General features: G+C 72.5%; 17 protein-coding genes. 9 read left to right on the forward strand and 8 right to left on the reverse strand.

The window, feature by feature from the left end:
- The first annotated feature begins 60 nt into the window (after positions 1-60).
- The 3 genes from ACFYPA_RS09480 to ACFYPA_RS09490 all read left to right on the forward strand — a co-directional run bounded on the left by ACFYPA_RS09480 (position 61) and on the right by ACFYPA_RS09490 (position 4,081).
- Positions 61-1,440, forward strand: a complete 1,380-nt coding sequence (locus ACFYPA_RS09480) for an FtsW/RodA/SpoVE family cell cycle protein (protein ID WP_389130822.1) — start codon at positions 61-63, stop codon at positions 1,438-1,440.
- A gap of 34 nt (positions 1,441-1,474) precedes the next feature.
- A complete protein-coding gene (locus ACFYPA_RS09485; protein ID WP_359077154.1) occupies positions 1,475-2,932 on the forward strand; it encodes a penicillin-binding transpeptidase domain-containing protein in 1,458 nt (485 codons plus the stop codon).
- An 81-nt stretch (positions 2,933-3,013) separates the two neighbouring features.
- Entirely contained in the window at positions 3,014-4,081 is a 1,068-nt protein-coding gene (locus ACFYPA_RS09490) for an amidase family protein (RefSeq protein ID WP_389130825.1), read from the forward strand.
- A gap of 15 nt (positions 4,082-4,096) precedes the next feature.
- Here ACFYPA_RS09490 and ACFYPA_RS09495 read toward each other — a convergent pair whose 3' ends face one another.
- Positions 4,097-4,963, reverse strand: a complete 867-nt coding sequence (locus tag ACFYPA_RS09495; RefSeq protein ID WP_389130828.1) for a hypothetical protein — start codon at positions 4,961-4,963, stop codon at positions 4,097-4,099.
- Between the two features lie 75 nt (positions 4,964-5,038).
- Positions 5,039-5,929 carry an ADP-ribosylglycohydrolase family protein gene (locus tag ACFYPA_RS09500; RefSeq protein ID WP_359349010.1) on the reverse strand — a complete coding sequence of 297 codons (891 nt, stop codon included), beginning with the start codon at positions 5,927-5,929 and terminating at the stop codon, positions 5,039-5,041.
- 88 nt (positions 5,930-6,017) lie between these two features.
- On the opposite strand from ACFYPA_RS09500, the gene ACFYPA_RS09505 reads away from it, so the two are divergent.
- Positions 6,018-6,572, forward strand: a complete 555-nt coding sequence (locus ACFYPA_RS09505; RefSeq protein WP_389130830.1) for a GNAT family N-acetyltransferase — start codon at positions 6,018-6,020, stop codon at positions 6,570-6,572.
- 144 nt (positions 6,573-6,716) lie between these two features.
- Here ACFYPA_RS09505 and ACFYPA_RS09510 read toward each other — a convergent pair whose 3' ends face one another.
- Positions 6,717-7,826 carry a ferritin-like domain-containing protein gene (locus ACFYPA_RS09510; RefSeq protein WP_359314261.1) on the reverse strand — a complete coding sequence of 370 codons (1,110 nt, stop codon included), beginning with the start codon at positions 7,824-7,826 and terminating at the stop codon, positions 6,717-6,719.
- Between the two features lie 178 nt (positions 7,827-8,004).
- Between ACFYPA_RS09510 and ACFYPA_RS09515 the strand changes: the two genes are divergently transcribed.
- The 5 genes from ACFYPA_RS09515 to ACFYPA_RS09535 all read left to right on the forward strand — a co-directional run bounded on the left by ACFYPA_RS09515 (position 8,005) and on the right by ACFYPA_RS09535 (position 14,094).
- On the forward strand, positions 8,005-8,940 hold the full coding sequence (locus tag ACFYPA_RS09515) for a diiron oxygenase (RefSeq protein ID WP_359077143.1): 936 nt from the start codon (positions 8,005-8,007) through the stop codon (positions 8,938-8,940).
- 27 nt (positions 8,941-8,967) lie between these two features.
- Positions 8,968-9,723, forward strand: a complete 756-nt coding sequence (locus ACFYPA_RS09520) for a TetR/AcrR family transcriptional regulator (protein WP_359077141.1) — start codon at positions 8,968-8,970, stop codon at positions 9,721-9,723.
- Between the two features lie 17 nt (positions 9,724-9,740).
- A complete protein-coding gene (locus tag ACFYPA_RS09525) occupies positions 9,741-10,007 on the forward strand; it encodes a hypothetical protein (RefSeq protein ID WP_359314264.1) in 267 nt (88 codons plus the stop codon).
- Positions 10,008-10,168: 161 nt separating this feature from the next.
- Positions 10,169-12,757 (forward strand): PQQ-binding-like beta-propeller repeat protein, encoded by a 2,589-nt coding sequence (locus ACFYPA_RS09530; protein WP_389130835.1) that lies wholly within the window; start codon positions 10,169-10,171, stop codon positions 12,755-12,757.
- Between the two features lie 152 nt (positions 12,758-12,909).
- The gene (locus ACFYPA_RS09535; RefSeq protein WP_389130837.1) at positions 12,910-14,094 is read left to right on the forward strand and encodes an NlpC/P60 family protein; all 1,185 of its coding nucleotides are present in this window, start codon (positions 12,910-12,912) and stop codon (positions 14,092-14,094) included.
- Positions 14,095-14,184: 90 nt separating this feature from the next.
- Here the strand turns inward: ACFYPA_RS09535 and ACFYPA_RS09540 are convergent, their stop codons facing one another.
- From ACFYPA_RS09540 to ACFYPA_RS09560, 5 genes are all read right to left on the reverse strand, one after another.
- Positions 14,185-15,426, reverse strand: a complete 1,242-nt coding sequence (locus ACFYPA_RS09540; protein ID WP_359077133.1) for a styrene monooxygenase/indole monooxygenase family protein — start codon at positions 15,424-15,426, stop codon at positions 14,185-14,187.
- 84 nt (positions 15,427-15,510) lie between these two features.
- Positions 15,511-16,161, reverse strand: coding sequence for an ATP/GTP-binding protein (locus ACFYPA_RS09545; protein ID WP_359077131.1), 651 nt, complete (start codon positions 16,159-16,161; stop codon positions 15,511-15,513).
- The gene (locus ACFYPA_RS09550; RefSeq protein WP_359077129.1) at positions 16,142-16,558 is read right to left on the reverse strand and encodes a DUF742 domain-containing protein; all 417 of its coding nucleotides are present in this window, start codon (positions 16,556-16,558) and stop codon (positions 16,142-16,144) included. Before ACFYPA_RS09550 ends, ACFYPA_RS09545 begins: the two co-directional genes overlap by 20 nt.
- Positions 16,555-17,034, reverse strand: a complete 480-nt coding sequence (locus ACFYPA_RS09555) for a roadblock/LC7 domain-containing protein (RefSeq protein WP_359077127.1) — start codon at positions 17,032-17,034, stop codon at positions 16,555-16,557. The genes ACFYPA_RS09550 and ACFYPA_RS09555 overlap by 4 nt, the downstream gene beginning before the upstream one ends.
- Complete coding sequence (locus ACFYPA_RS09560; RefSeq protein ID WP_389130841.1) at positions 17,031-20,087, reverse strand: nitrate- and nitrite sensing domain-containing protein; 3,057 nt, start codon at positions 20,085-20,087, stop codon at positions 17,031-17,033. The genes ACFYPA_RS09555 and ACFYPA_RS09560 overlap by 4 nt, the downstream gene beginning before the upstream one ends.
- Positions 20,088-20,335: the final 248 nt, after the last annotated feature.

Raw genomic sequence — 20,335 nt, forward strand, 5'->3', positions numbered from 1 at the left:
ACACACCTCTCCATCCGGACATAAGGGAAATAAGACCCACCTCTTGCTACGTTGCGTGGCATGACCGCAACGACGGCGGACGCACCCCCGCCCGAGCTGCGCCTGCCCAAGCGGCGCGGCGTAGAACTCTCGCTCCTCATCGGGGCCGTCCTCATCTCCGTCTACGGCTACGCCGCCGTCGGTCTGGCCCACGACGACGCGGTCCCGCCCGACGTCGCCGGATACGGCGGCGGCCTCGGGCTGCTCGCCCTCCTCGCGCACCTCGCCGTCCGCTTCCGTGCCCCGTACGCCGATCCGCTGCTGCTGCCCATCGCCGTCCTGCTCAACGGCGTCGGCCTGGTGCTGATCTACCGGCTCGACCTGGAGACGCCGAGGGACCAGGCGGCGCCCACCCAGCTGATCTGGTCCACGCTCGGCGTCGCGTTCTTCATCGCGGTGGTGGTCTTCCTGCGCGACCACCGGATGCTCCAGCGGTACGCGTACCTCTCCGTCGCCGCCGCCCTCGTCCTGATGATCGTGCCGATCTTCTTCCCGGCGGTGAACGGCGCCAAGATCTGGATCAGGATCGGCGGGTTCTCCTTCCAGCCGGGCGAGTTCGCCAAGATCCTGCTCGCCGTGTTCTTCGCCGCCTACCTCGCGGCGAACCACAACGCCCTCGCGTACACCGGCCGCAGGATCTGGAAGCTCCAGCTCCCCACCGGCCGGGTGCTCGGCCCCATCGTGGCGATCTGGCTGATCAGTGTCGGGGTCCTGGTGCTGGAGCGCGATCTCGGCACCTCGCTGCTGTTCTTCGGCCTGTTCGTGATCCTGCTGTACGTGGCGACCGGCCGGACCGGCTGGATCGCGGTGGGGCTGGTGCTGGCCGCCGTCGGCGCGTTCGTCGTCGGCTCCTTCGAACCGCATGTGCACAGCCGGGTGCAGGACTGGCTCGACCCGTTCGCGTCCATCGACGCGGGCCGGGGCCCGGGCCAGCTCGCCCAGTCCCTGTTCGCCTTCGCCGCCGGCGGGATGCTCGGCACCGGGCTGGGGCTCGGCCACTCCATCCTCATCGGCTTCGCCGCCAAGTCCGACTTCATCCTCGCGACGGCAGGCGAGGAGCTCGGACTGACCGGGCTGACCGCGCTCTTCATGCTGTACGCCCTGCTGGTGGCGCGCGGCTACCGGGCCGGGCTCGCCCTGCGCGACGCGTTCGGGCGGCTGCTGTCGATCGGGCTCGCCTCGATCCTGGCGCTCCAGGTGTTCGTGATCGCGGGCGGGGTGATGGGGCTGATCCCCCTGACCGGCATGGCGATGCCGTTCCTCGCGCAGGGCGGTTCGTCGGTGGTCACCAACTGGATCATCGTGGCGCTCCTGATCCGGGTCAGCGACGTGGCCCGCAGACCTCACCCCGACGAGGTGGAGACCGGCGTCGTCGCACCGGCCCTGGAGGACGAACTGTGAACCCGCACCCGTCGGCCCGCCGGGAGGCCCGGACGTGATCCGCTACATCCGCCGCGCCGCCGCGTTCTGTCTGCTGCTGCTCGTGGCCCTGCTGGTCAACGCCGCCCGCGTCCAGGTCTTCGAGGCCGACGCCCTCGACGACAACCCCGCCAACCGCCGCACCACCATCGACCGTTACGACCAGCCGCGCGGCAACATCCTGGTCGGCGGCCGGCCCGTCACCGGCTCGAAGGACACCGGCGAGCAACTCGCCTACGAACGCACCTACCGCGACGGCCCCCTGTACGCGCCGGTGACGGGGTACGCCTCGCAGACGTACGGCACCACCCTGATCGAGAACGCCGAGGACGGGATCCTCTCCGGCACCGACCCCCTGCTCGCCCCGCTCCCCTTCTGGAACGAGATCACCCGTGCCCGGCAGCCGGGCGGTGACGTCGTCACCACGATCAAGGACTCCATGCAGCGCGCCGCCTACGAGGGGCTCGGCGGCCGCCGGGGCGCGGTCGCGGCCGTCGAGCCGACGACCGGCAAGATCCTGGCCCTGGTCTCGACCCCGTCGTACGACCCCGGGCGGCTCTCGGGCACCGGTTCGTCCGTCACCGACGCCTGGCGCGAACTCAACACGTCCACGAGCCAGCCGATGCTCAACCGGGCGATCCGGCAGACGTACCCGCCCGGCTCCACGTTCAAGATCGTGACGGCCGCGGCGGCGCTGGACGCCGAGGTCGTCACCGATCCGGACGCCGAGACCGACACCCCGTCCCCGTACGTCCTGCCGGGCACCTCGACCACGCTGCCCAACGAGGCCCGGGGCTGCGAGAAGGCGTCGCTGGCCGAGGCGATCCGGGTCTCGTGCAACACCGTGATGGCGCACCTCGGGGTGGAGGTCGGGCTGGAAGGCATGGTGGAGGCGGTCGGGAAGTTCGGCTTCAACGACTCCGGGCTGAAGATCCCTTCCGGGGTGGCGAAGAGCAACTTCGACACGGACATGAGCGACGACCAGCTGGCGCTGTCCTCGATCGGGCAGTTCGACACGACGGCGACCCCGCTCCAGATGGCGATGGTGGCCTCGGCCGTGGCCAACGGCGGCGAACTGATGTATCCGCATCTGGTGGACCGTACGACCACGCACGGCGGGTCCACCGTCCACACCACCGGGTCGCGTTCGTACCACCGGGCGATGAATCCGATGACGGCGATGCGGCTGCGGCAGATGATGATCGACGTGGTGCGGGACGGCACCGGAACCAACGCGGCCATCGACGGGGTGACGGTCGGCGGCAAGACCGGCACCGCCCAGCACGGCATCGACAACTCCGGTACGCCGTATGCCTGGTTCATCTCCTGGGCCCAGGCCGAGGACACCGGGCGGCCCGCCGTCGCCGTCGCCGTGGTCGTGGAGGACGCCTCCGCCGACCGGGCCGACATCAGCGGCGGGGGCAGCGCCGCGCCGATCGCCCGTTCCGTGATGGAGGAGGCGTTGGCGGACTGAGCCGGTGGGTCACGAGAAGCGGCCCTCGGGAGGCAGGTCCGGTGACGGGTCACGGGGAGGGCGCCCTGGGAGACTGGGCCGGTGACGAGTCCCAGGAAGGTCGCCGAGACGCTGGCCGCGATCGGGCGCGAAGACCCCCGGCTGTGCGCGTTCCTCGACGTGTGGCGCGAGGAGGCGCTCGCCCGGCTGCCGGCTGCGGCCCGACTCCCCCTCGCCGGACTGCCGTTCGCGGTGAAGGGATCCACCGGCATCCGTTCGTACGCCGCCCGGCGGCTGATCGCGGCCGGTGGAATCCCGGTGGGCTCGACGTCCGTGCCCGGTCCCGGTACGTACTGGAAGACCTGGGGGCTGGGCGCACACGGACGCACCGTCAATCCATGGCGGGCGGACCGGACGCCGGGCGGCTCTTCGGCGGGTTCGGCGGCGGCGGTCGCGGCGGGTCTCGTGGATCTGGCGACCGGCAGCGACGGGGCGGGTTCGGTACGCGTCCCGGCCGCCTGGTGCGGGGTGTTCGGGCTGAAGACGACCAACGGGCTGCTGCCCTCCCCCGACCGTTCCGGCCTCGCCTCCGCCGGGGTCCTGACCAGGACGGCCGCGCAGGCGGAGACCTATCTGCGCTGTGTTCTGGACGGCTACGAGCCGGCCGCGGCCGAGCTGCCGCTGTCCGCCGCCCACAGCCCGGACCTGGGGTTCGCCGACGTCGACCCGGACGTGGCGACGGTGGTGCGGGGCGCGGTGCGGCGGCTCGTCGCGGCGGGGGTGGTGCGGCTCGTGGACGGCGGCTGCGACCTGCTGGACCCGGGGGCGGCCTGGCAGTCCGTACGGAACGGGGAGGTGGAGCCGCACCTGGGTGAGCTCCGGCGCGAGAACGACCGCAGGCTGGACGCCGTCTTCGCGGGCACGCCCCTGCTGCTCACACCCGTCACCCCCAACCGGCCGCACGGCCATGACGGTCCGGGTGAGCGCTTCTCCACCTCACTGACCTGGGCTTTCAATCTGAGCGGGCATCCGGCGGCGAGTGTGCCCGCCGGATTCACCCCGGACGGCTGCCCGGTCGGGCTCCACCTCGTGGCGCGGCGCGGTGCGGACGCCGAACTGCTGGGTATGGCCCGCGCGGTGGAGCGGGTGCTGTGCCCCGTGCGGCCGTGACGGGCGGCGGCCCCGTCAGCCGGCCTGGGCCCCGGCGATCGGCTTGCGCGACTCGGCCCTGACCTTGGCGGTGTCGAGGGCGGCCTTTTCGAGGTCGACCTCCGCCGGGTCCTGGAGCGCCGTCTCGGCGGTGACGACGGCGACGAACGACGCGGTGTTGTCGTCACCCCAGGCGCACATGGGGAGGGTGCTGCTGACGCCGCCCTCCTCCGACCGGACGACCTGGCAGGACACGGTGATCCCGTAACCCTCGGGGGTGAACTCCCTGGCGGGCACGGCGATGGTCATGCCCTTGTTCTGCGTCGCCCCCTTCAGGATCGCGCCCCGGGTGAACTCGGGCGTCTTGATGCGGCCCCACAGCCCGGAGATGACCAGCGTGCCGCCGCTCTTCGAGGTGTACTGGGTCACGACGGCCTTCGCGTCACGGATGGTGGGGTCGTAGGTCTCCTCGACGTCCTTCCCGTCGGTCGACGAGGAGTCCTTGACCAGGGTGTACTCGCCGTCCAGCAGCTTCTTGGGCACGGTCAGCCGGTATTCGGCCTCCGGGAAGCTACCGACCGACGGGAGCCCGCCCTCGGCCGCCTCGTCCACCAGCCGCGAAACCCCGAACGCGACGCCTCCGGCCACCACCAGGGCGCCGACGACGATGCCGACGATCAGCCCGGTCCGGTTCTTCCTCGGCGGCGGCATTCCGGGGAACCCGGGCGCCCCGGGCCCCGGACCACCCCAGGGCTGGGGCTGGGGCGCCTGCGGATACCCGTAGGGCGGCTGCCCCGGGGCCGGCTGCTGGGCGTACGGATTCTGCTGGGGCTGCGGAGGCCCGTACGGGCCCTGCGGCGCTCCGTACGGGTCCTGCGGAGGCTGGGGCGGGGGCGTGGTCATGGCGCCCAAGTTACGTCATACACGAACATGGTTTCGATCCCGCCGCCTTGGGCGCCCCGCCCCGCGCACCCGGCCTCAGTTCAGGGGCTCGCGGCGTCGCAGCCACTCGGCCGGCACGCCTTCGACGCCGGTGACCGCGCCGACGATCCCGCCGGTGATGGCGCACGTGGTGTCGACGTCGCCGAGCCCCTCGGCGGTGGCCCAGAGCGCGGCCTCCAGGTCGTCGGGGTGCCGGGCCGCGGTCCATACGGCGAACGGCACGGTGTCGTCGGCGCGGATGCGCTGCCCGTTGCCGAGCAGGTCGGCGGCCTTCCACGGCTCGGTGTCGAACGGCACCTCCACGGCCCGGAGGAGACCGTCCCGCACCGCCCCCGAGGGGGTCCGCCCGGCGACCCGGGACAGCGTGAACTCCCCCCGTACCGCCAGCGCCGCCGCCACCGCGACGGCCACCGCACCCGCGATCCCCTCCGGGTGGGCGTGGGTGACCTCCGCCTGCAGCGCGGCCTGTGCGGCCGCGTGGTCCACGTCCCGGTGGAATCGCGCCCCGAGCGGGGCGACCCGCATCGCGGCGCCGTTACCGAGGCTGCCGCCCTCGAACAGCTCGGGGGCCAGCGTCCGCCAGTCGGCCGGCGACGTCAGCAGTTCCGGCAGCAGGATGTGCATGCCGTGGCCGTATCCACGCCCCGCATCTGCCTCGAAGGCGAGCGCGAAGAACAGCGCGAGCCGGTCCTGCTCGACGTGCCCGTGATCGTCGAGCACCCGTGCCAGCGCACGGGCCAGGGCCGTGTCGTCGGTCCAGTGCCAGACGGGCTCGTGCGGGGTGCGGCGCGCCCTGATCTCGCTGAACGCCTGTCGGGGCTTGCGGAAGAGGGGGAACCACCGCTCGCCGAACGCGTCCCCGAGCGCGAGGCCTTCGAGACTGCGGCGGGCGGCGGCGAGGTCCGGGGCGCTGTCGGCGGGAGGCATGACACCATCCTCCCGCCGCCGGTCCGGTCCGTACACCGAATTCCGGCCGTGCCGGGGGCTCGTCGCGACCGCGTGGAATCCTTGGACCATGAATGATGGACGCGGCTTCTCGGTCGTACAGCCTGCGGCGCACACGCTCTCCGCCGTGGACGGGCTGTCGGCCCTGCTCGTCGACTACCACCTGCGGACGGAGTCGGAGAAGGGCCGGCCGGTCGCGGACGCGGCCGCGCTGCCCGACCGGTACCGGCTGGAGACCGAGGATCCGGACCACGCGTTCGCCGATGCCCGCGTGCTCGTCGCGCTGGAGGACGGGGGCACCGCCGCCGGCTGTCTCGTGGTGACCGCCCCCGTGGACGGCCTGGTGGAGATCAAACGTCTCTGGACGGACCCCGCCTCCCGCGGCCGGGGCGTGGCCTCCGCCCTGCTCGACGCCGCGCTCGCCCATGCCGCGCGGAGCGGGGCCCACGCCGTGCGGCTGTCGGTGTGGCGGTGGCGCACAGGCGCCATCTCGCTCTACGAACGGTTCGGCTTCGCCGTCACCGAGTCATGGGACGAGCGTGCGGAACTGGTCTGCATGGAGTGGGCGGTGGCAGGCGGAAGCCGGCCCTCGCGACCGGACCGCCACGTCGGGGAGGGCTCATGACGACCGCACCGGAAGCCGGGAACGAGGCCGGGAGCGAGGCCGGGACGGAAGCCGGGACCACGGCCACCTCGACGCCGCACGCGAACTCCTCGACGGCCGGCGGTGGCTGGTCCTGACCCAGGGCGGCAGGCGAACCAACTGCCCCTAACTTCCTTGTCCGCCCTCCGCTATCGCCTCCGCGACCTCCGCCACCCGCGCCCGCTCCTCGGCCTCGAAGCGCTCCTGGTCCAGCTGCTCGGCGATCTCCTCGTCCTGGGCCATCAGCAGGTCCAGGTTCGAGTCGCCGAGGTCGAAGACGCCCATGTCGACGTACGCCTTCTGGAGGCGCTCGCCCCACAGGCCGATGTCCTTGACGCACGGGACGATGCGGCTGAACAGCAGTTTGCGGAAGAGCTGGAGGAACTCCGAGTGCTCGGAGAGGTCCTTCGCCTCCTGCTTGGCGATGCCGAAGTTCTCCAGCACCTCGACCCCGCTGAGCCGGTCGCGCATCAGGTAGCAGCCCTCGATGACGAACTCCTCGCGTTCACGCAGTTCGGCGTCGCTCAGCTGCTTGTAGTAGTCGCGCAGCGCCATCCGGCCGAAGGCGACGTGGCGTGCCTCGTCCTGCATGACGTACGCGAGTATCTGCTTGGGCAGCGGCTGGGTGGTGGTGTCGCGGATCATGCCGAACGCGGCGAGGGCCAGGCCCTCGATGAGGACCTGCATGCCGAGGTAGGGCATGTCCCAGCGGGAGTCGCGCAGGGTGTCGCCGAGCAGCCCCTGGAGGTTGTCGTTGATCGGGTAGAGCATCCCGACCTTCTCGTGCAGGAACCGGCCGTAGATCTCCGCGTGCCGGGCCTCGTCCATCGTCTGGGTCGCGGAGTAGAACTTGGCGTCCAGGTCGGGGACGGACTCGACGATCCGGGCGGCGCAGACCATGGCGCCCTGCTCGCCGTGGAGGAACTGGCTGAACTGCCAGGACGTGTAGTGCTTGCGCAGCTCGCCCCGGTCCTTCTCGGTCATCTTCGCCCAGTGCGGGGTGCCGTACAGGGTGAGGGCCTCGTCAGGAGTGCCGAGCGGGTCGGCGGGGTCGACCTCGATGCTCCAGTCGATGCGCTTGTTGCCGTCCCACTGCTTGTCCTTGCCCTTCTGGTAGAGGGCGAGGAGCCGCTCGCGGCCGTCGTCGTAGTCCCAGCTGAAGCGGGCGGAACCCGAGGCGGGCACCGTCCACAACGGCTGCTCGGGGGCGGTGGTGTAGAGGTCGTGTGTCGACACGGACGGCTCCTTCGCCTCTCAGGGCCTCGGTAAGTCACCTGACGCCCGGCTCAGTTGGCAGGTTCACACGTTGGTAGACGCCGGGTCAACAAGTCGTGCGCAAGGGATTGACGGCCTTGCTGACAGGCAGTCTCATAGTGGATGACCATCGGTAACCCCTGGGAGAGGTGCGCCAGCCATGACGACCGTGACCGAACGCGATGTGCAGGCACTCCGCGACGCACTCGGCCCGCTCCGCGACCGCGAGCAGATCGCCGAACGGCTCCTGGAGGCCTCCGCCAAGCACTCCTTCGACCCGGACAAGGAGCTCGACTGGGACGCCCCGGTCGAGGACGGCAAGTGGTTCTGGCCGCCGGAGCTGATCTCCCTCTACGACACCCCGATGTGGAAGAAGATGTCGCTGGAGCAGCGGCAGGACCTGGCCCGGCACGAAGCCGCCTCGCTCGCCTCGCTCGGCATCTGGTTCGAGATCATCCTCATGCAGTTGCTGGTCCGCCACATCTACGACAAGCCGGTCGTCAGCAACCACGTCCGCTACGCGCTGACCGAGATAGCCGACGAGTGCCGGCACTCGATGATGTTCGGCCGGATGATCACCTGGGGCGGCACACCCTGCTACCCCGTGCCGCGCAGGTATCACAACCTCGCCCGGGTCCTGAAGACCGTTTCCACCACGCCCGGTTCGTTCGCGGCGACGCTGCTCGGCGAGGAGATCCTCGACTGGATGCAGCGCCTCACCTTCCCCGACGAGCGCGTCCAGACCCTGGTGCGCGGAGTGACCCGCATCCATGTGGTCGAGGAGGCGCGGCACGTCCGGTACGCCCGCGAGGAACTGCGCCGCCAGATGGTGACCGCCCCGCGCTGGGAGCGCGAGCTCACCCGGGTGAGCTGCGGGGAGGCGGCCCGCGTCTTCTCCGTCTGCTTCGTCAACCCGCAGGTGTACGGACGCGTCGGCCTGGACCGCCAGGAGGCCGTCGCCCAGGTGAAGGCCAGCGGTCACCGGGCGGAGGTCATGCAGTCGGGAGCCAAGCGGCTGACGGACTTCTTCGACGACATCGGGGTCCTCAACGGAGTGGGGCGCAGGCTGTGGAAGAGCTCGGGCCTGCTGGCCTGACGGCCCCAGGTGGTTAGGCTGGCCGTCATGACCCCTGCCGCAGCAGCCGCGCCGCCCGGCCGTGCGTACCGAAGGCTCAGCGTCGAGGAACGCCGCGCCCAGCTCCTCGGCGCGGCGCTCACCCTCTTCGCGCACCGGGCCCCCGACGAGGTCTCGCTCGACGAGGTCGCGACGGTGGCGGGGGTGTCGCGCCCGCTGGTCTACCGCTACTTCCCCGGCGGGCGTCAGCAGTTGTACGAGGCGGCGCTCAGGTCCGCCGCGGATCAGCTGAAGCTCTGCTTCGCCGAACCGGCCGTGGGCCCGCCCACGGAACGGGTGACGCGCGTCCTCGACCGCTACCTCGCCTTCGTCGACGAGCACGACGCCGGTTTCAGCGCACTGCTGCGCGGTGGCAGCGTCGCCGAGACGTCCCGTACGGGCACGATCGTCGACGAGGTACGCAGGTCCGCGGCCGAGCAGATCCTCCTGCACCTGGGCCGGACCGAGGACAGCGAACCCGCGCCGCGGCTGCGGATGATGGTGCGCACCTGGATCGCCGCGGTCGAGGCCGCCTCGCTGATCTGGCTGGACGAGGGCAAGCAGCCGGCCGTGGCCGAGCTGCGCGACTGGCTCGTCGACCAGTTCATCGGGCTCCTCGCCGTCACCGCCGCCACGGACCCGCAGACCGCGTCCGCCGTGGCCGAGCTGCTGCCGCTGGAGACCGCCGCGGGCCCGGCCGGCCGGCTGGCGGACCGGCTGGCGCCGCTGATCGGCGCGGCGGCGCATCTGCTGCCGCCGGACTGATCGGTCAGACTGGGACGGTGAGAAGCGACAACGTCCCCTTCACCGGCGGCCCGCTGGACGGGCGCGCCCTGCCCGTCCTCCTCGGCCCGACCGGCCACCCGCCCAAGTGGTACGAGGTCCCGGTCCCGGCCCCCGACGGCGGGCCCGCCACCGTGTACGCGTACCGGAGGGTTCCGTCCGGTTACACCAAGCGGCTGGGGATCCAGCGGGGCTGGGTCTACGAGTACGCCCCGGACGGCCGTGAACGGCACCGCCCCAAGTGGCCCTGGTCGAAACCGGCGTGAGGCGTTCCGGCGGAACGGGGCCCCGGGGACCGCGCCCTCCGGCGGCCCGGCGCGCGAGGGAGTGCGGATCGGCGGGCAGGGCGTCGGGAGCCCGCTCGCCATCGTGCACCAGGTCGTAAGATCGACGTCTGGTCCGAGGGACGGCAACAGGGGGGTGCGCCATGGAGGCGCTGCGTCAGGACGATCCACGCCGCTTCGGCCCGTACACCGTGCTGGTGCGGTTCCGTGAGACGGCCGCCGCGGTCCAGTACCTCGCGCACGGCCCGGCCCCGGAGGACCTCGTCGTGGTCACCGCGGCCCGGCCCGCACTGGCCGTGCTGCCCGCGTTCCGGCGGCGGTTCCAGGCGGAGGCGTGCACCGCCGACCGGCTCGCGGGCGGCTGGGTGGAGGCGCGGCCGGACACCCCTGCCGGCGGGCCCGAGGACGACGACGCGCTGTGGACGGCCGCGCAGTACGTGCCGGCACTGACGCTCGCCGAGGCGGTCGACCTCGCCGGGCCGCTCCCCGAGCGCGCCGTGCGGATACTGGGCGCGGGCATCGCCGAGACGCTCTCCCGCGTCCACGCCACGGGGGCCGTGCTCCAGGGCCTCGCCCCCAGGACCGTGCTGCTGGCCGAGGACGGGCCGCGGCTCACCGCGTTCGGGCCGCTGGGCGCGGCGGCCGACGCCGAGGCGCGGCCGGGCGGCCAGCTCTCCGTACGGCTCGGGTATCTGACCCCGGAGCAGGTCGCGGGCCAGGAGGCCGGCCCCGCGTCCGACCTCTTCGTGCTGGGCCTGCTGCTCGCCTACGCGGCGACGGGAAGCACCCCGCTGGCGGACGGACCGGCCGCCGAGGCCGCCGAACGGATCGCCCACACCGATCCCCTGCTGGACGCCGTGCCGGACGCACTGCGGGAGCTGGTCGCCCGCTGCCTGGCGAAGGACCCGGCCGACCGCCCGACCGCGGGCACGGTAGCGGCGGAGCTGGCGCTGGAGGGTGCGGCCGGGCTCGCCAAGGGCGGCTGGCTGCCGGAGCCGCTGACGGCCGCCCTGGCCGAGCAGAGTGCCGGGGCGAGGAGGGCGGCGGCCGCGCCGCTCACCACCGCCGGCGAAGGCGCGGTGGCCGTGGCGGACTCCGCCGACGAAGACGCGGTGGCCGTGGCGGACTCCGACTCCGCCGACGTGCAGGATGCCGTCCCCGCCGCCTCCGCGGAGATGGCGCAGGGCTCCACGGCCCCGCCCGCCCCGCTCACGCCTCACCGCGACTCCCGGACCGCGCAGTTGGGGGTCATCGACCATCACGCCCCCCGGCCCGACCGGGTGACGACCCAGCTCGCCATGCCGCCCGAACTGCCCGGGCAGCCGGCCGGTATCCCCGCCGCGCCTCCCGCCCCGCGCCCGCTCCCCCAGGCACTGCCCGCGCCCGGCCCCGCGACGCCCCTCCCTTCCGCCGCCGGCCGCCGGACCCTGCTGATCGGGGCCGCCGCGGGAGTCGCCGGCCTCTTGGTCGGTGGCGGCGGCGTGCTCGCGCTCGGTTCCGGTGACGACGCCGAGCCCACGGTCGACGCCAAGCCCGCACCGGGCCCCAGCCGGCCGGTCGTCGCCGGGCTGCCTCCGCAGCCGCGCTGGATCTACACCCACCCGGCGTCCGAACCTGCCCCCCTCACCGCCGCTCTCTGGAACGAACGGCTGCTGGTACTGACCGGCGAGACCCATGCGTCCGCCGTCGATCTGAACACCGGGCGCCGGATCTGGGAGAGCCCGGACGCCGCCAAGGGCCAGGCGGCCCTGGCCGCCGGCAAGGAGTTCTGCTTCGTCGCCGGCCCGTCGGAGTTCCTGTGGCTGTCCGCGAAGGACGGCCGGGTGGCCCACCGGGTGGCGTACGCCGACGGGTTCGAGGGCGCCCCGCACCTCTCTGTGCGCACCCTCGTCGGATCGTCCGGCCCGAACCTCTGGTTCACGGGCTCCCACCAGGTCACCGTGAAGGCCCCGAAGCCCAAGAAGGGCAAGAAGCCCGGCAAGGACCGGCTGGTCGTCAAGTCGTATCTGTTCGGGTACGACATCGAGCAGCGCAAGGAGCTGTGGCGGACACCCGTGCCCACCGGCCGCGGCCCCATCGCACCCGTGTACCGCCTGGTGGCGATCCGCCCGGACGCCGTCGTCGTGCGCCAGGAACGGCTGACACTCACCCCCGCCGACGTGAAGGCGGCCAAGGGCAAGGCCCTCTTCCGCAGCTTCGACCGGGAGACCGGGAAGCAGCAGTGGGCCAAGGTCTTCGGCACGGTCACCCCCGACGCGGCGGCCGTGGGAGGCGCCGACGGTGTGCTGTACGCGGCGGTCGGCACCGGCCTGCGGGCCTTCGAGACCCCCGGCGGCCGGCCGAAGTGGACGCTGGACGGCACGCCGGGGTCGGTCTTCGGGACCTCGGTCGAGGCCGGTGCGCTGCTGCACACCACCAACCGCAACCAGGAAGTGGGCGTGGTCGACCGGGAGACCGGAAAGCTGCGCTGGCGACGGTCCACGGAGTCGGCGGCCAGGGGGTCGGCGCCCGCGGTCACGGTCAGCGGCTCGGGCGGCACCCTGCTCGCGGCGGACCCCGGCCAGGTCACCGCGTTCGCGGCGGACGACGGGCGGCGGCTCTGGAAGTTCCAGGACATCGGTGCCCAGGACCCCAGGGGCGCGACGGTCACCGCCCGGTACGAGGTGCTGGCCTACGGGAAGACCGCGGTGGTCCGGCGCGACCGCGTGGTCTACGCGTTCCCGGTCGCCTGACCACGGGCGGCCTGCCCGCCGCCTTCCGGGGGAATCGGCCCACCGCCGCGCCCGGGGGTTCTTGCATCACCTGACGGTGAGTGAGCGTATGGAGGAATTGCGCTCACTCACGGGGTAGTCGCACGATTCGCCCCGTTTCCGGAGGTGGTGTCGTGTCGGGCAAACTCCTGCGATCCGTCGGCACGGCGGCGCTGGCCGCCGTCGTCGTGACCTTGCCGGCCGCGGCCGTCGCGGCCCCCTCGCCGACTCCCTCATCCGGCACCTCCGAGCCCGCCGCCCCGGCCGCGGGCCCCGAGGCGGCGCCGGGCAGCGTCGCCGGACTGCTGAACGAACTCCAGCGGCTGTACCAGCAGACCGAGGAGGCCACCGAGACCTACAACGGGACGGCGGCCGAGCTGAAGAAGCGGACCGCGGAGGCGAAGAAGCTGGACTCCTCCCTCGCCACCGCCCGGCTCTCGCTGTCCCGCAGCCGCGACGCCGCGGGGCGGCTGGCCCGCGAGCAGTACCAGGGCCGGTCCGACCTCTCCGCGTATCTGCGGCTGCTGCTGATGCGCGATCCCGAGTACGCCCTGGACCAGGGTCAGGTCGTCCAGCGACTGGCCGCCGGCCGGGTGGCGACCATGAAGCGGCTGGGCGGCGCCGAGAAGCGTGCCGCCGACCTGGCGGAGGCGTCCCGCAAGGTCCTGGCCCGGCAACAGGTCCTGGCAGCACGGCAGAAGAAGGAACGCGACACGGTCCGGGCACGGCTGAAACAGGTCGAGGGGCTGCTCGCCACACTCTCCGCGGACCAGCTCGCCAAGCTCTCCCGCCTCGAACAGGACGGTACGGACAAGGCCCAGGACGCCCTCGTCGCCTCGGGCGCCCTGTCCTCGGCCCGGCCGGCGAGCGCCGAGGGCAGCGACGCGGTCCGGTACGCGATCAAGCAGATCGGCAAGCCGTACGTGTGGGGCGCGGAGGGGCCGGGCTCGTTCGACTGCTCCGGACTCACCTCGCAGGCCTGGGCGAGCGCCGGCCGCACCATCCCCCGCACCTCGCAGGAGCAGTGGCGGCAGCTGCGCAAGGTCCCGGTGAACGCCCTGCGTCCGGGCGATCTGGTGGTCTACTTCCCGAAGGCCACCCACGTGGCCCTGTACATCGGCAACGGCCTGGTGGTGCAGGCGCCGCGCCCCGGCTCCCGGGTCAAGGTCTCGCCCCTGGCCTCGAATCCGCTGCTGGGCGCGGTCCGGCCCGACCCGGAGAGCGCGCCGCTGACCACCTACAAGGCGCCGGAGCTTCCTGAAGCGGCCTCCGAGGGCTCCGACGAGGGGTACGGCGACACTTCGGCGCCCGGCGAGTAGCGCTCGCGCCGAACGCAACGGCCGGGCCGGGCCCACCGGAGGAACCGGCGGCGCCCGGCCCGGCCGGTGCGTTCAGGGGGTACGGGTCGCTCAGGCGGCCGGACCCGCGACCGAGGCGAGGTAGGCGTTCGTCTTCTCCGGCTCGTAGAAGAAGTTCTCGAAGTCCGCCGGGTTGTTGAAGCCGTTGGCGAAGCGGTCGGCGACCGGCTGGAGCTGGCCGGCGGCGCCGATCAGGTTGAGCACGTGCTCCGGCGGGACGCCGAGCATCGCGTTCGTCCACTTCGTGACGTGCTGGGCGGTCTCCCAGTAGCGGTCGAACGTGGCCTGCATCCACTCCGCGTCGAAGGCGCGGTCGCCGTGCTCGATGATCGAGTCCAGGTAGGCGTTCGCGCACTTGGACGCCGAGTTGGAGCCCTGGCCGGTGATCGGGTCGTTGGCGACGACCACATCCGCGACGCCGAGCACCAGGCCGCCGCCGGGGAGCCGGCCGATCGGCTTGCGGACGGTCGGGGCATAACGGCCCGCCAGGGTGCCGTTGGCGTCGGTCAGCTCGACCTTGGTGGCGCGCGCGTACTCCCACGGGGTGAACTTCTCCATGAGTTCCAGCGTCTTGGCCAGGTGTTCCGAGGGGTCCTTGATGCCCTGGAAGGCGTCGATCGGTCCGCCCGGGACGCCCTCCCAGAACAGGATGTCGGCGCGGCCCGACGTGGTCAGGGTCGGCATCACGAAGAGCTCGCCGACGCCCGGGACCAGGTTGCAGCGGACCGCGTCGAACTCGGGGTGCTCGGGGCGCGGGCCCATGCCGTGGACGTACGCGACGGCCAGGGCGCGCTGCGGGGCGTCGTAGGGCGAACGGGAGGCGTCCCGGCCGAACATGGAGACGAGTTCGCCCTTGCCGGCCGAGACCATCACCAGGTCGTAGGTGCGGGAGAAGTAGTCCAGGTCGGAGACGGCCGCTCCGTGGATGACGAGCTGTCCGCCGCGCTGGGCGAAGGTGTCCATCCAGCCGGCCATCTTCACGCGCTGGTCCACGGACTGGGCGAAGCCGTCCAGCTTGCCGACCCAGTCGATGGCGCGCGAGGAGTCGGGGGCGGCGACCGAGACGCCGAGGCCCTCGATGCGCGGGGCCTGGGACTCCCAGAAGTTGAGCTGGTAGTCCCGCTCGTGCTGGAGCGCGGTGTGGAACATGCACTGCGTCGACATGACCCGGCCGGAGCGGATCTCGTCGGCCGTGCGGTTGGACATGAGGGTGACTTCGTAGCCTCGGGACTGCAGTCCGAGGGCGAGCTGGAGCCCGGACTGACCGGCTCCGACTATGAGTATCTTCCGCATCGCGGTTCTCCGTTGTGTGTGGCGGTGACTGACGACCTGGTGCGCGACGGCGAGGGGGCCCCCTCGTTGTCGTGCACCGGGCCGTCAGGCCGGGGTGGCGTCGAGAGCGTGGCCGACGAGGGCCAGCAGCGACTCGACGACGGTGATCCTGTTACGCGCGTCCATGATCACCACAGGCACGTGCGGAGGAACGGTCAGGGCCTCCCGGACATCGTCGGTCTCGAAGCCGGGGGTTCCCTCGAAGTGGTTGACGGCCACGATGTACGGCAGTCCGCAGCTCTCGAAGTAGTCGAGGGCGGGGAAGCAGTCGGCGAGCCGACGGGTGTCGGCCATCACGACCGCGCCGATCGCGCCGCGCACGAGGTCGTCCCACATGAACCAGAAGCGCTGCTGGCCCGGTGTGCCGAAGACGTACAGCACGAGGTCGTCGTCGAGCGTGAGACGGCCGAAGTCCATCGCGACGGTCGTGGTGACCTTGTCGGGCGTCGCGCTGAGGTCGTCGGTCTCCTCGCTGGCCTGGGTCATCATCGCTTCGGTCTTCAGCGGGGTGATCTCGGAGACCGAGCCCACGAAGGTGGTCTTGCCGACCCCGAAGCCTCCCGCGACCACGATCTTCGTGGCGATCGGGGCCCGGGTGTGGTCGAGCTGCCAGGCCTGCAGCGATTCCTCGGCCTGGTCCTTCGGCCCCGGCTGGCGCGGGGCGAACAGCGGCGACTCAGAGACGACGGAGTCCATTGAGCACCCTTTCGAGCAGTGCGCGGTCGGGCTGGCCGGTGCCGTGACCGGTCCCGTACACGCGGATCTTTCCCTGGTCGGCCAAGTCGCTGAGCAGCACCCTGACCACACCCAGCGGCATCTTCAGCAGCGCCGAGATCTCCGCGACGGTACGCATCCGGCGGCAGATCTCGACGATGGCCTGGAGCTCCGGCATGACGCGCGAGGCCAGGTTTCCGTTGGTCAGTTCGCGGCGCTCGTCGGGGGCTTCGAGCGCGGCGACGAAGGTCTCGACGAGCAGGACGTGGCCGAAGCGGGTACGCCCGCCGGTGAGCGAGTACGGGCGCACCCGCGCGGGCCGTTTGTCGGCCCCGCGCACGGGGAGCCTCGGGGCGGGTTCGGCAGCGGCGTGGGTCACTGGGCGCTCTCCATCGATTTGCGCAGCTCACTGCGGAGTTCGGGGGTGAGTACGTGTCCGGCGCGGCCGACGAAGAGCGCCATGTGGTAGGCGATGACGCTCATGTCACAGTCGGGTGTGGCGTGCACACCGAGCAGCGAGCCGTCGCTGATCGACATGACGAAGACGCTGCCCTCGTCCATGGCGACCATGGTCTGCTTGACGCCGCCGCCGTCCATCAGCTTCGCGGCGCCGACGGTGAGGCTGCCGATGCCGGAGACGATGGTCGCCAGGTCGGCGCTGGAGCCCCGGGGACCGTCCTGCCTCCCTACGACCTGGGCGTTCTGGTGGCCGGGGTCGGAGGAGAGCAGCATGAGTCCGTCGGACGAGACGACGGTGACCGAGTGGACCCCTGGCACCTCCTCCACCAGATTGCTCAGCAACCAGTGAAGGTTCCGGGCTTCGGTGCTCAGCCCGAACGTGCTGGGCGCAGTCAACTGCGTGCCTCCTCGACTGTGTCCCCCGTCTCTCCGGTTCGGCCATCGGTACGGCCGGCCGGCTCCGTGTGTTCGGTACGTGTCGTGTCCGCGGCCGGGGCGGTGGCCTCGGCGATCTCCGCCTCGACGTCCCGGCGGCCGTTCTTCGCACCCTGGTGGAAGCCGCCGAGCCGGCGGCGCAGGGCCTCCTTGTCCACGCTGCCGGTGCGCTCGGGGGCAGGCGCCGACGCGGGCCTGACGACCTTGGGGGTGCGCTTGGGGAGTCCCTTGTCGGTGATCCGCTCGGGCAACGGCTGCGGCTCGGACTCCGGCTCCGGGTGGCGCGGGCCGGGCAGCGCGCCGGCCACGGCGGCCGGTGCCGGGGCGGGCAGCGGCTGAGCGCCCTCGTCGGCGGTGCGCTCGTGACGGTCGGGACCGATGGCGTACGGGCCGTCGGCGGCCGTGGGTTCCGGGCCGTCCCCGAAGACGGGGGCGTGCGTGAACTCGGGTACGTCCTCGAATTCGGGCACCCGGGGGAGCCGGACCTGCATCGTGGTCTCGGCCTCGGTCTCCGCGGGCCGTACGGGCTCGGGGGCCGGGCCGGGCTGCGTGGAGGCCGCGGGGGGCCGTGGTGAGGCCGGGCCGGGCTGCGTGGAGGCCGCGGGGGGCTCCGCCGGCTGGGCGTTCTCCGGCTCGGGCGCGACCGGAGGGGCGTGGTCGGGTACGACCGGGGTGTGGCCCTCGGCCCCCGCGTCCGGGCCGGGTGCGGGAACGGCTGTCGCACCGGTCTCGGCAGTGGCCGTCGGGCCGGCCCCGGCGATCGCCTGCTCGGCGGCCGCGATCAGCGGGTCACCCGGCAGGGCGAGGCTGCGGCGCGGCAGGGCGTTGGAGTTGGCCTCGGCGACCGATCCGGGCAGGTTCAGCGTGGGTGCGTCGCCGGGGGCCGTGACCGGCGGCGGGGTCGCGGCCGGGGGCGCCTTCGGGAGCAGGGCCTGGGGCAGGACGACGACAGCGGTCACCCCACTGCCCTGCTGCTCCCGCAGCTGGACCCGTACACCGTGGCGTGCGGCCAGCAGCGAGGTCACCTGGAGACCGAGACCCGCCCCGTCCGCGCTCTGCTCCCCCGCCTCGAAGAGCGCCGGGTCGCCGAGACGGGTGTTGAGCTCGCCCATGCGCACGGAGGACATGCCGATGCCCTCGTCCTGCACGGAGAGCATCACCTCACCGGTCTCCAGCAGCCAGCCGGAGAGCTGGACGTGGGAATCGGGCGGGGAGAACGAGGTGGCGTTCTCCAGGAGTTCGGCGACGAGGTGGCTGAGGTCGTCGGCGGCGAACCCGGCGATCTGGGCGTGCGGCGGCAGGGACTGGATGGTGACCCGCTCGTACCGCTCGATCTCGCTGACCGCGGCGCGCAACACGTCGACCAGCGGGATCGGCCCGGCGTGCCCGTGGCCGTGCTCGGCGCCCGCGAGGACCAGCATGTTCTCGCTGTGGCGGCGCATGACGGTGGCCATGTGGTCGAGCTTGAACAGCGTGCCGAGCCGTTCGGGGTCCTGCTCGCGCTCCTCCAGGGACTCGATGACGCCGAGCTGGCGCTCGACGAGGCCGAGGTTGCGCAGGGACAGGTTGACGAAGGTGTGGTGGACGGTGTTCTTCAGCTTCTCCAGCTGCGCCGCCAGCTCCGCGGTGTGGACCTGGAGTTCGGCGCGCTGGAGGGTGAGGGCCTCGCGGCCGGCGATCAGTTCGCCGCGCTCGCCCTCCAGCCTCTCGAACCGTCCGTTGAACTCCTGGAGCAGTCCGTGCAGCCTGCCGTGGAGGGCGTTGATGGAGCGGACGACCTGGGCGAACTCGTCGTTGCGGCCCGTGTAGCGGACCGGGTCGGCCGTCTCGGGCTCCGCGGCGAGGCGGCCGGCGCCGATCCGCAGGACGGCGAGCGGCTGGGTGAGGGTGCGGGCCACGGCGGTGGAGACGCCGACGGCGATGAGCAGACAGCCGCCGAGGAGCGCGATCCGCAGTTCGAGCGCGGTGACGTCGTCGTCGCGCAGCTCCCCGAGCCGCTGCACCTGGGCGGTGCCGAGGGCGGACTCGACGCCCCGCATCCGGTCGATCCGGGCGGAGAGCGCCGTCCGGAGCTTCTTCTCGCTGACCTTCTGGTCGGACTCGGAGAGCTCGGGGCGGTCGGTGAGCGAGGCGAGGTACTTCTCCGCGCTGTTGACCTCGGGCCCGGTCACGGTGGTGGACAGCTTGTCGCGGGCCCTCGTACCGGCGGCCTGGTCGAAGTCGGCGAGGGCGGAGAGCTCGCCGACCCGGGACTGCTGGGCGGCGCCGCTCAGCTCGTCGCGGGTGCGGTCGTCCTTGGTCTCGCCCTCGTCCTCCGTCTGGACGGGCAGGCCGGTGAACGGGTCGATCCGCGGGTCGGCCGGCTCCTCGCGCGGGACGGCGAGCGCGGCGAGCAGCAGTCCGCGGGTGGCGGAGGCCTGTTCGGTGGCCCGGCCGAGCGCGAGCGGGGCGCGGACCGCCTCGGCGGCGCGCGGCGGTGTGCTGTCCGCGAGTTCGTCGGCGAGGTCGTGGAGCTTGTTGATGACCTCGGTGTACGCCTGGTGGGCCGACAGCGCCGTGCCCTTGCCGCTGAGGGCGTCACGGCGCAGGGAGGGGAGGGTGGAGAGGTCGCGGCGCAGGGTGGCGGAGGCCGCGTCCCGGATCTCGTCCACCTGCTGGTCGACCCGGGCGCTGCGGCTTCCCGCCGCGCCGTTCGTCTCCCCGGGCTTGCCCTCCCGGCCGGCGGCGATGAAGGCGGTGACCTCGTCGCGCTCGTCGGCGAGGGAGTGCGCGAGCGCGATGGCCTGCTGGTTCAGCTCCGCGAGGGTGACCAGCCGCTGCGACTCGGTCAGGTCGGAGGAGGCGCTCAGGGCCGCCGGCGCCCCCGCGGCTATGACGGTGATCCCGACGACCGCGACGCCCGCGACGAGCCGGCTGCGGACGCGCACGGTGCGCCCGCTCTCAGCCGGCGCCGAAGGCGCCACCTCGGATCCGCTGTGCTCGCTGCCCTTGCTCCGAGGCCGCTTCTTCTGCACCGGTGCTCGCAATCTCGACTCGTCCGCCCTTGAAGCAGAGGTGACGCCCGGTCACGTGATCGAGCACCCCGACCCCTGGTACGGCTTCCGACCATTCCAGTGCTTTTGAGAGGGGGGCGCGCATCAACCGCTCCGCCACTCGAACGAGTGAACCGCACTCCGGAGTTGGCGAACAAGTCTCCCCATGGGTCCCCGACGGCACACCTGGACGCCCGGCTGGATCTTCGGAGCAGGCTTTGGCAGGATGC

The sequence above is a fragment of the Streptomyces sp. NPDC005775 genome (genome assembly GCF_042871565.1).
In the GTDB taxonomy this organism is placed as follows: Bacteria; Actinomycetota; Actinomycetes; order Streptomycetales; family Streptomycetaceae; genus Streptomyces.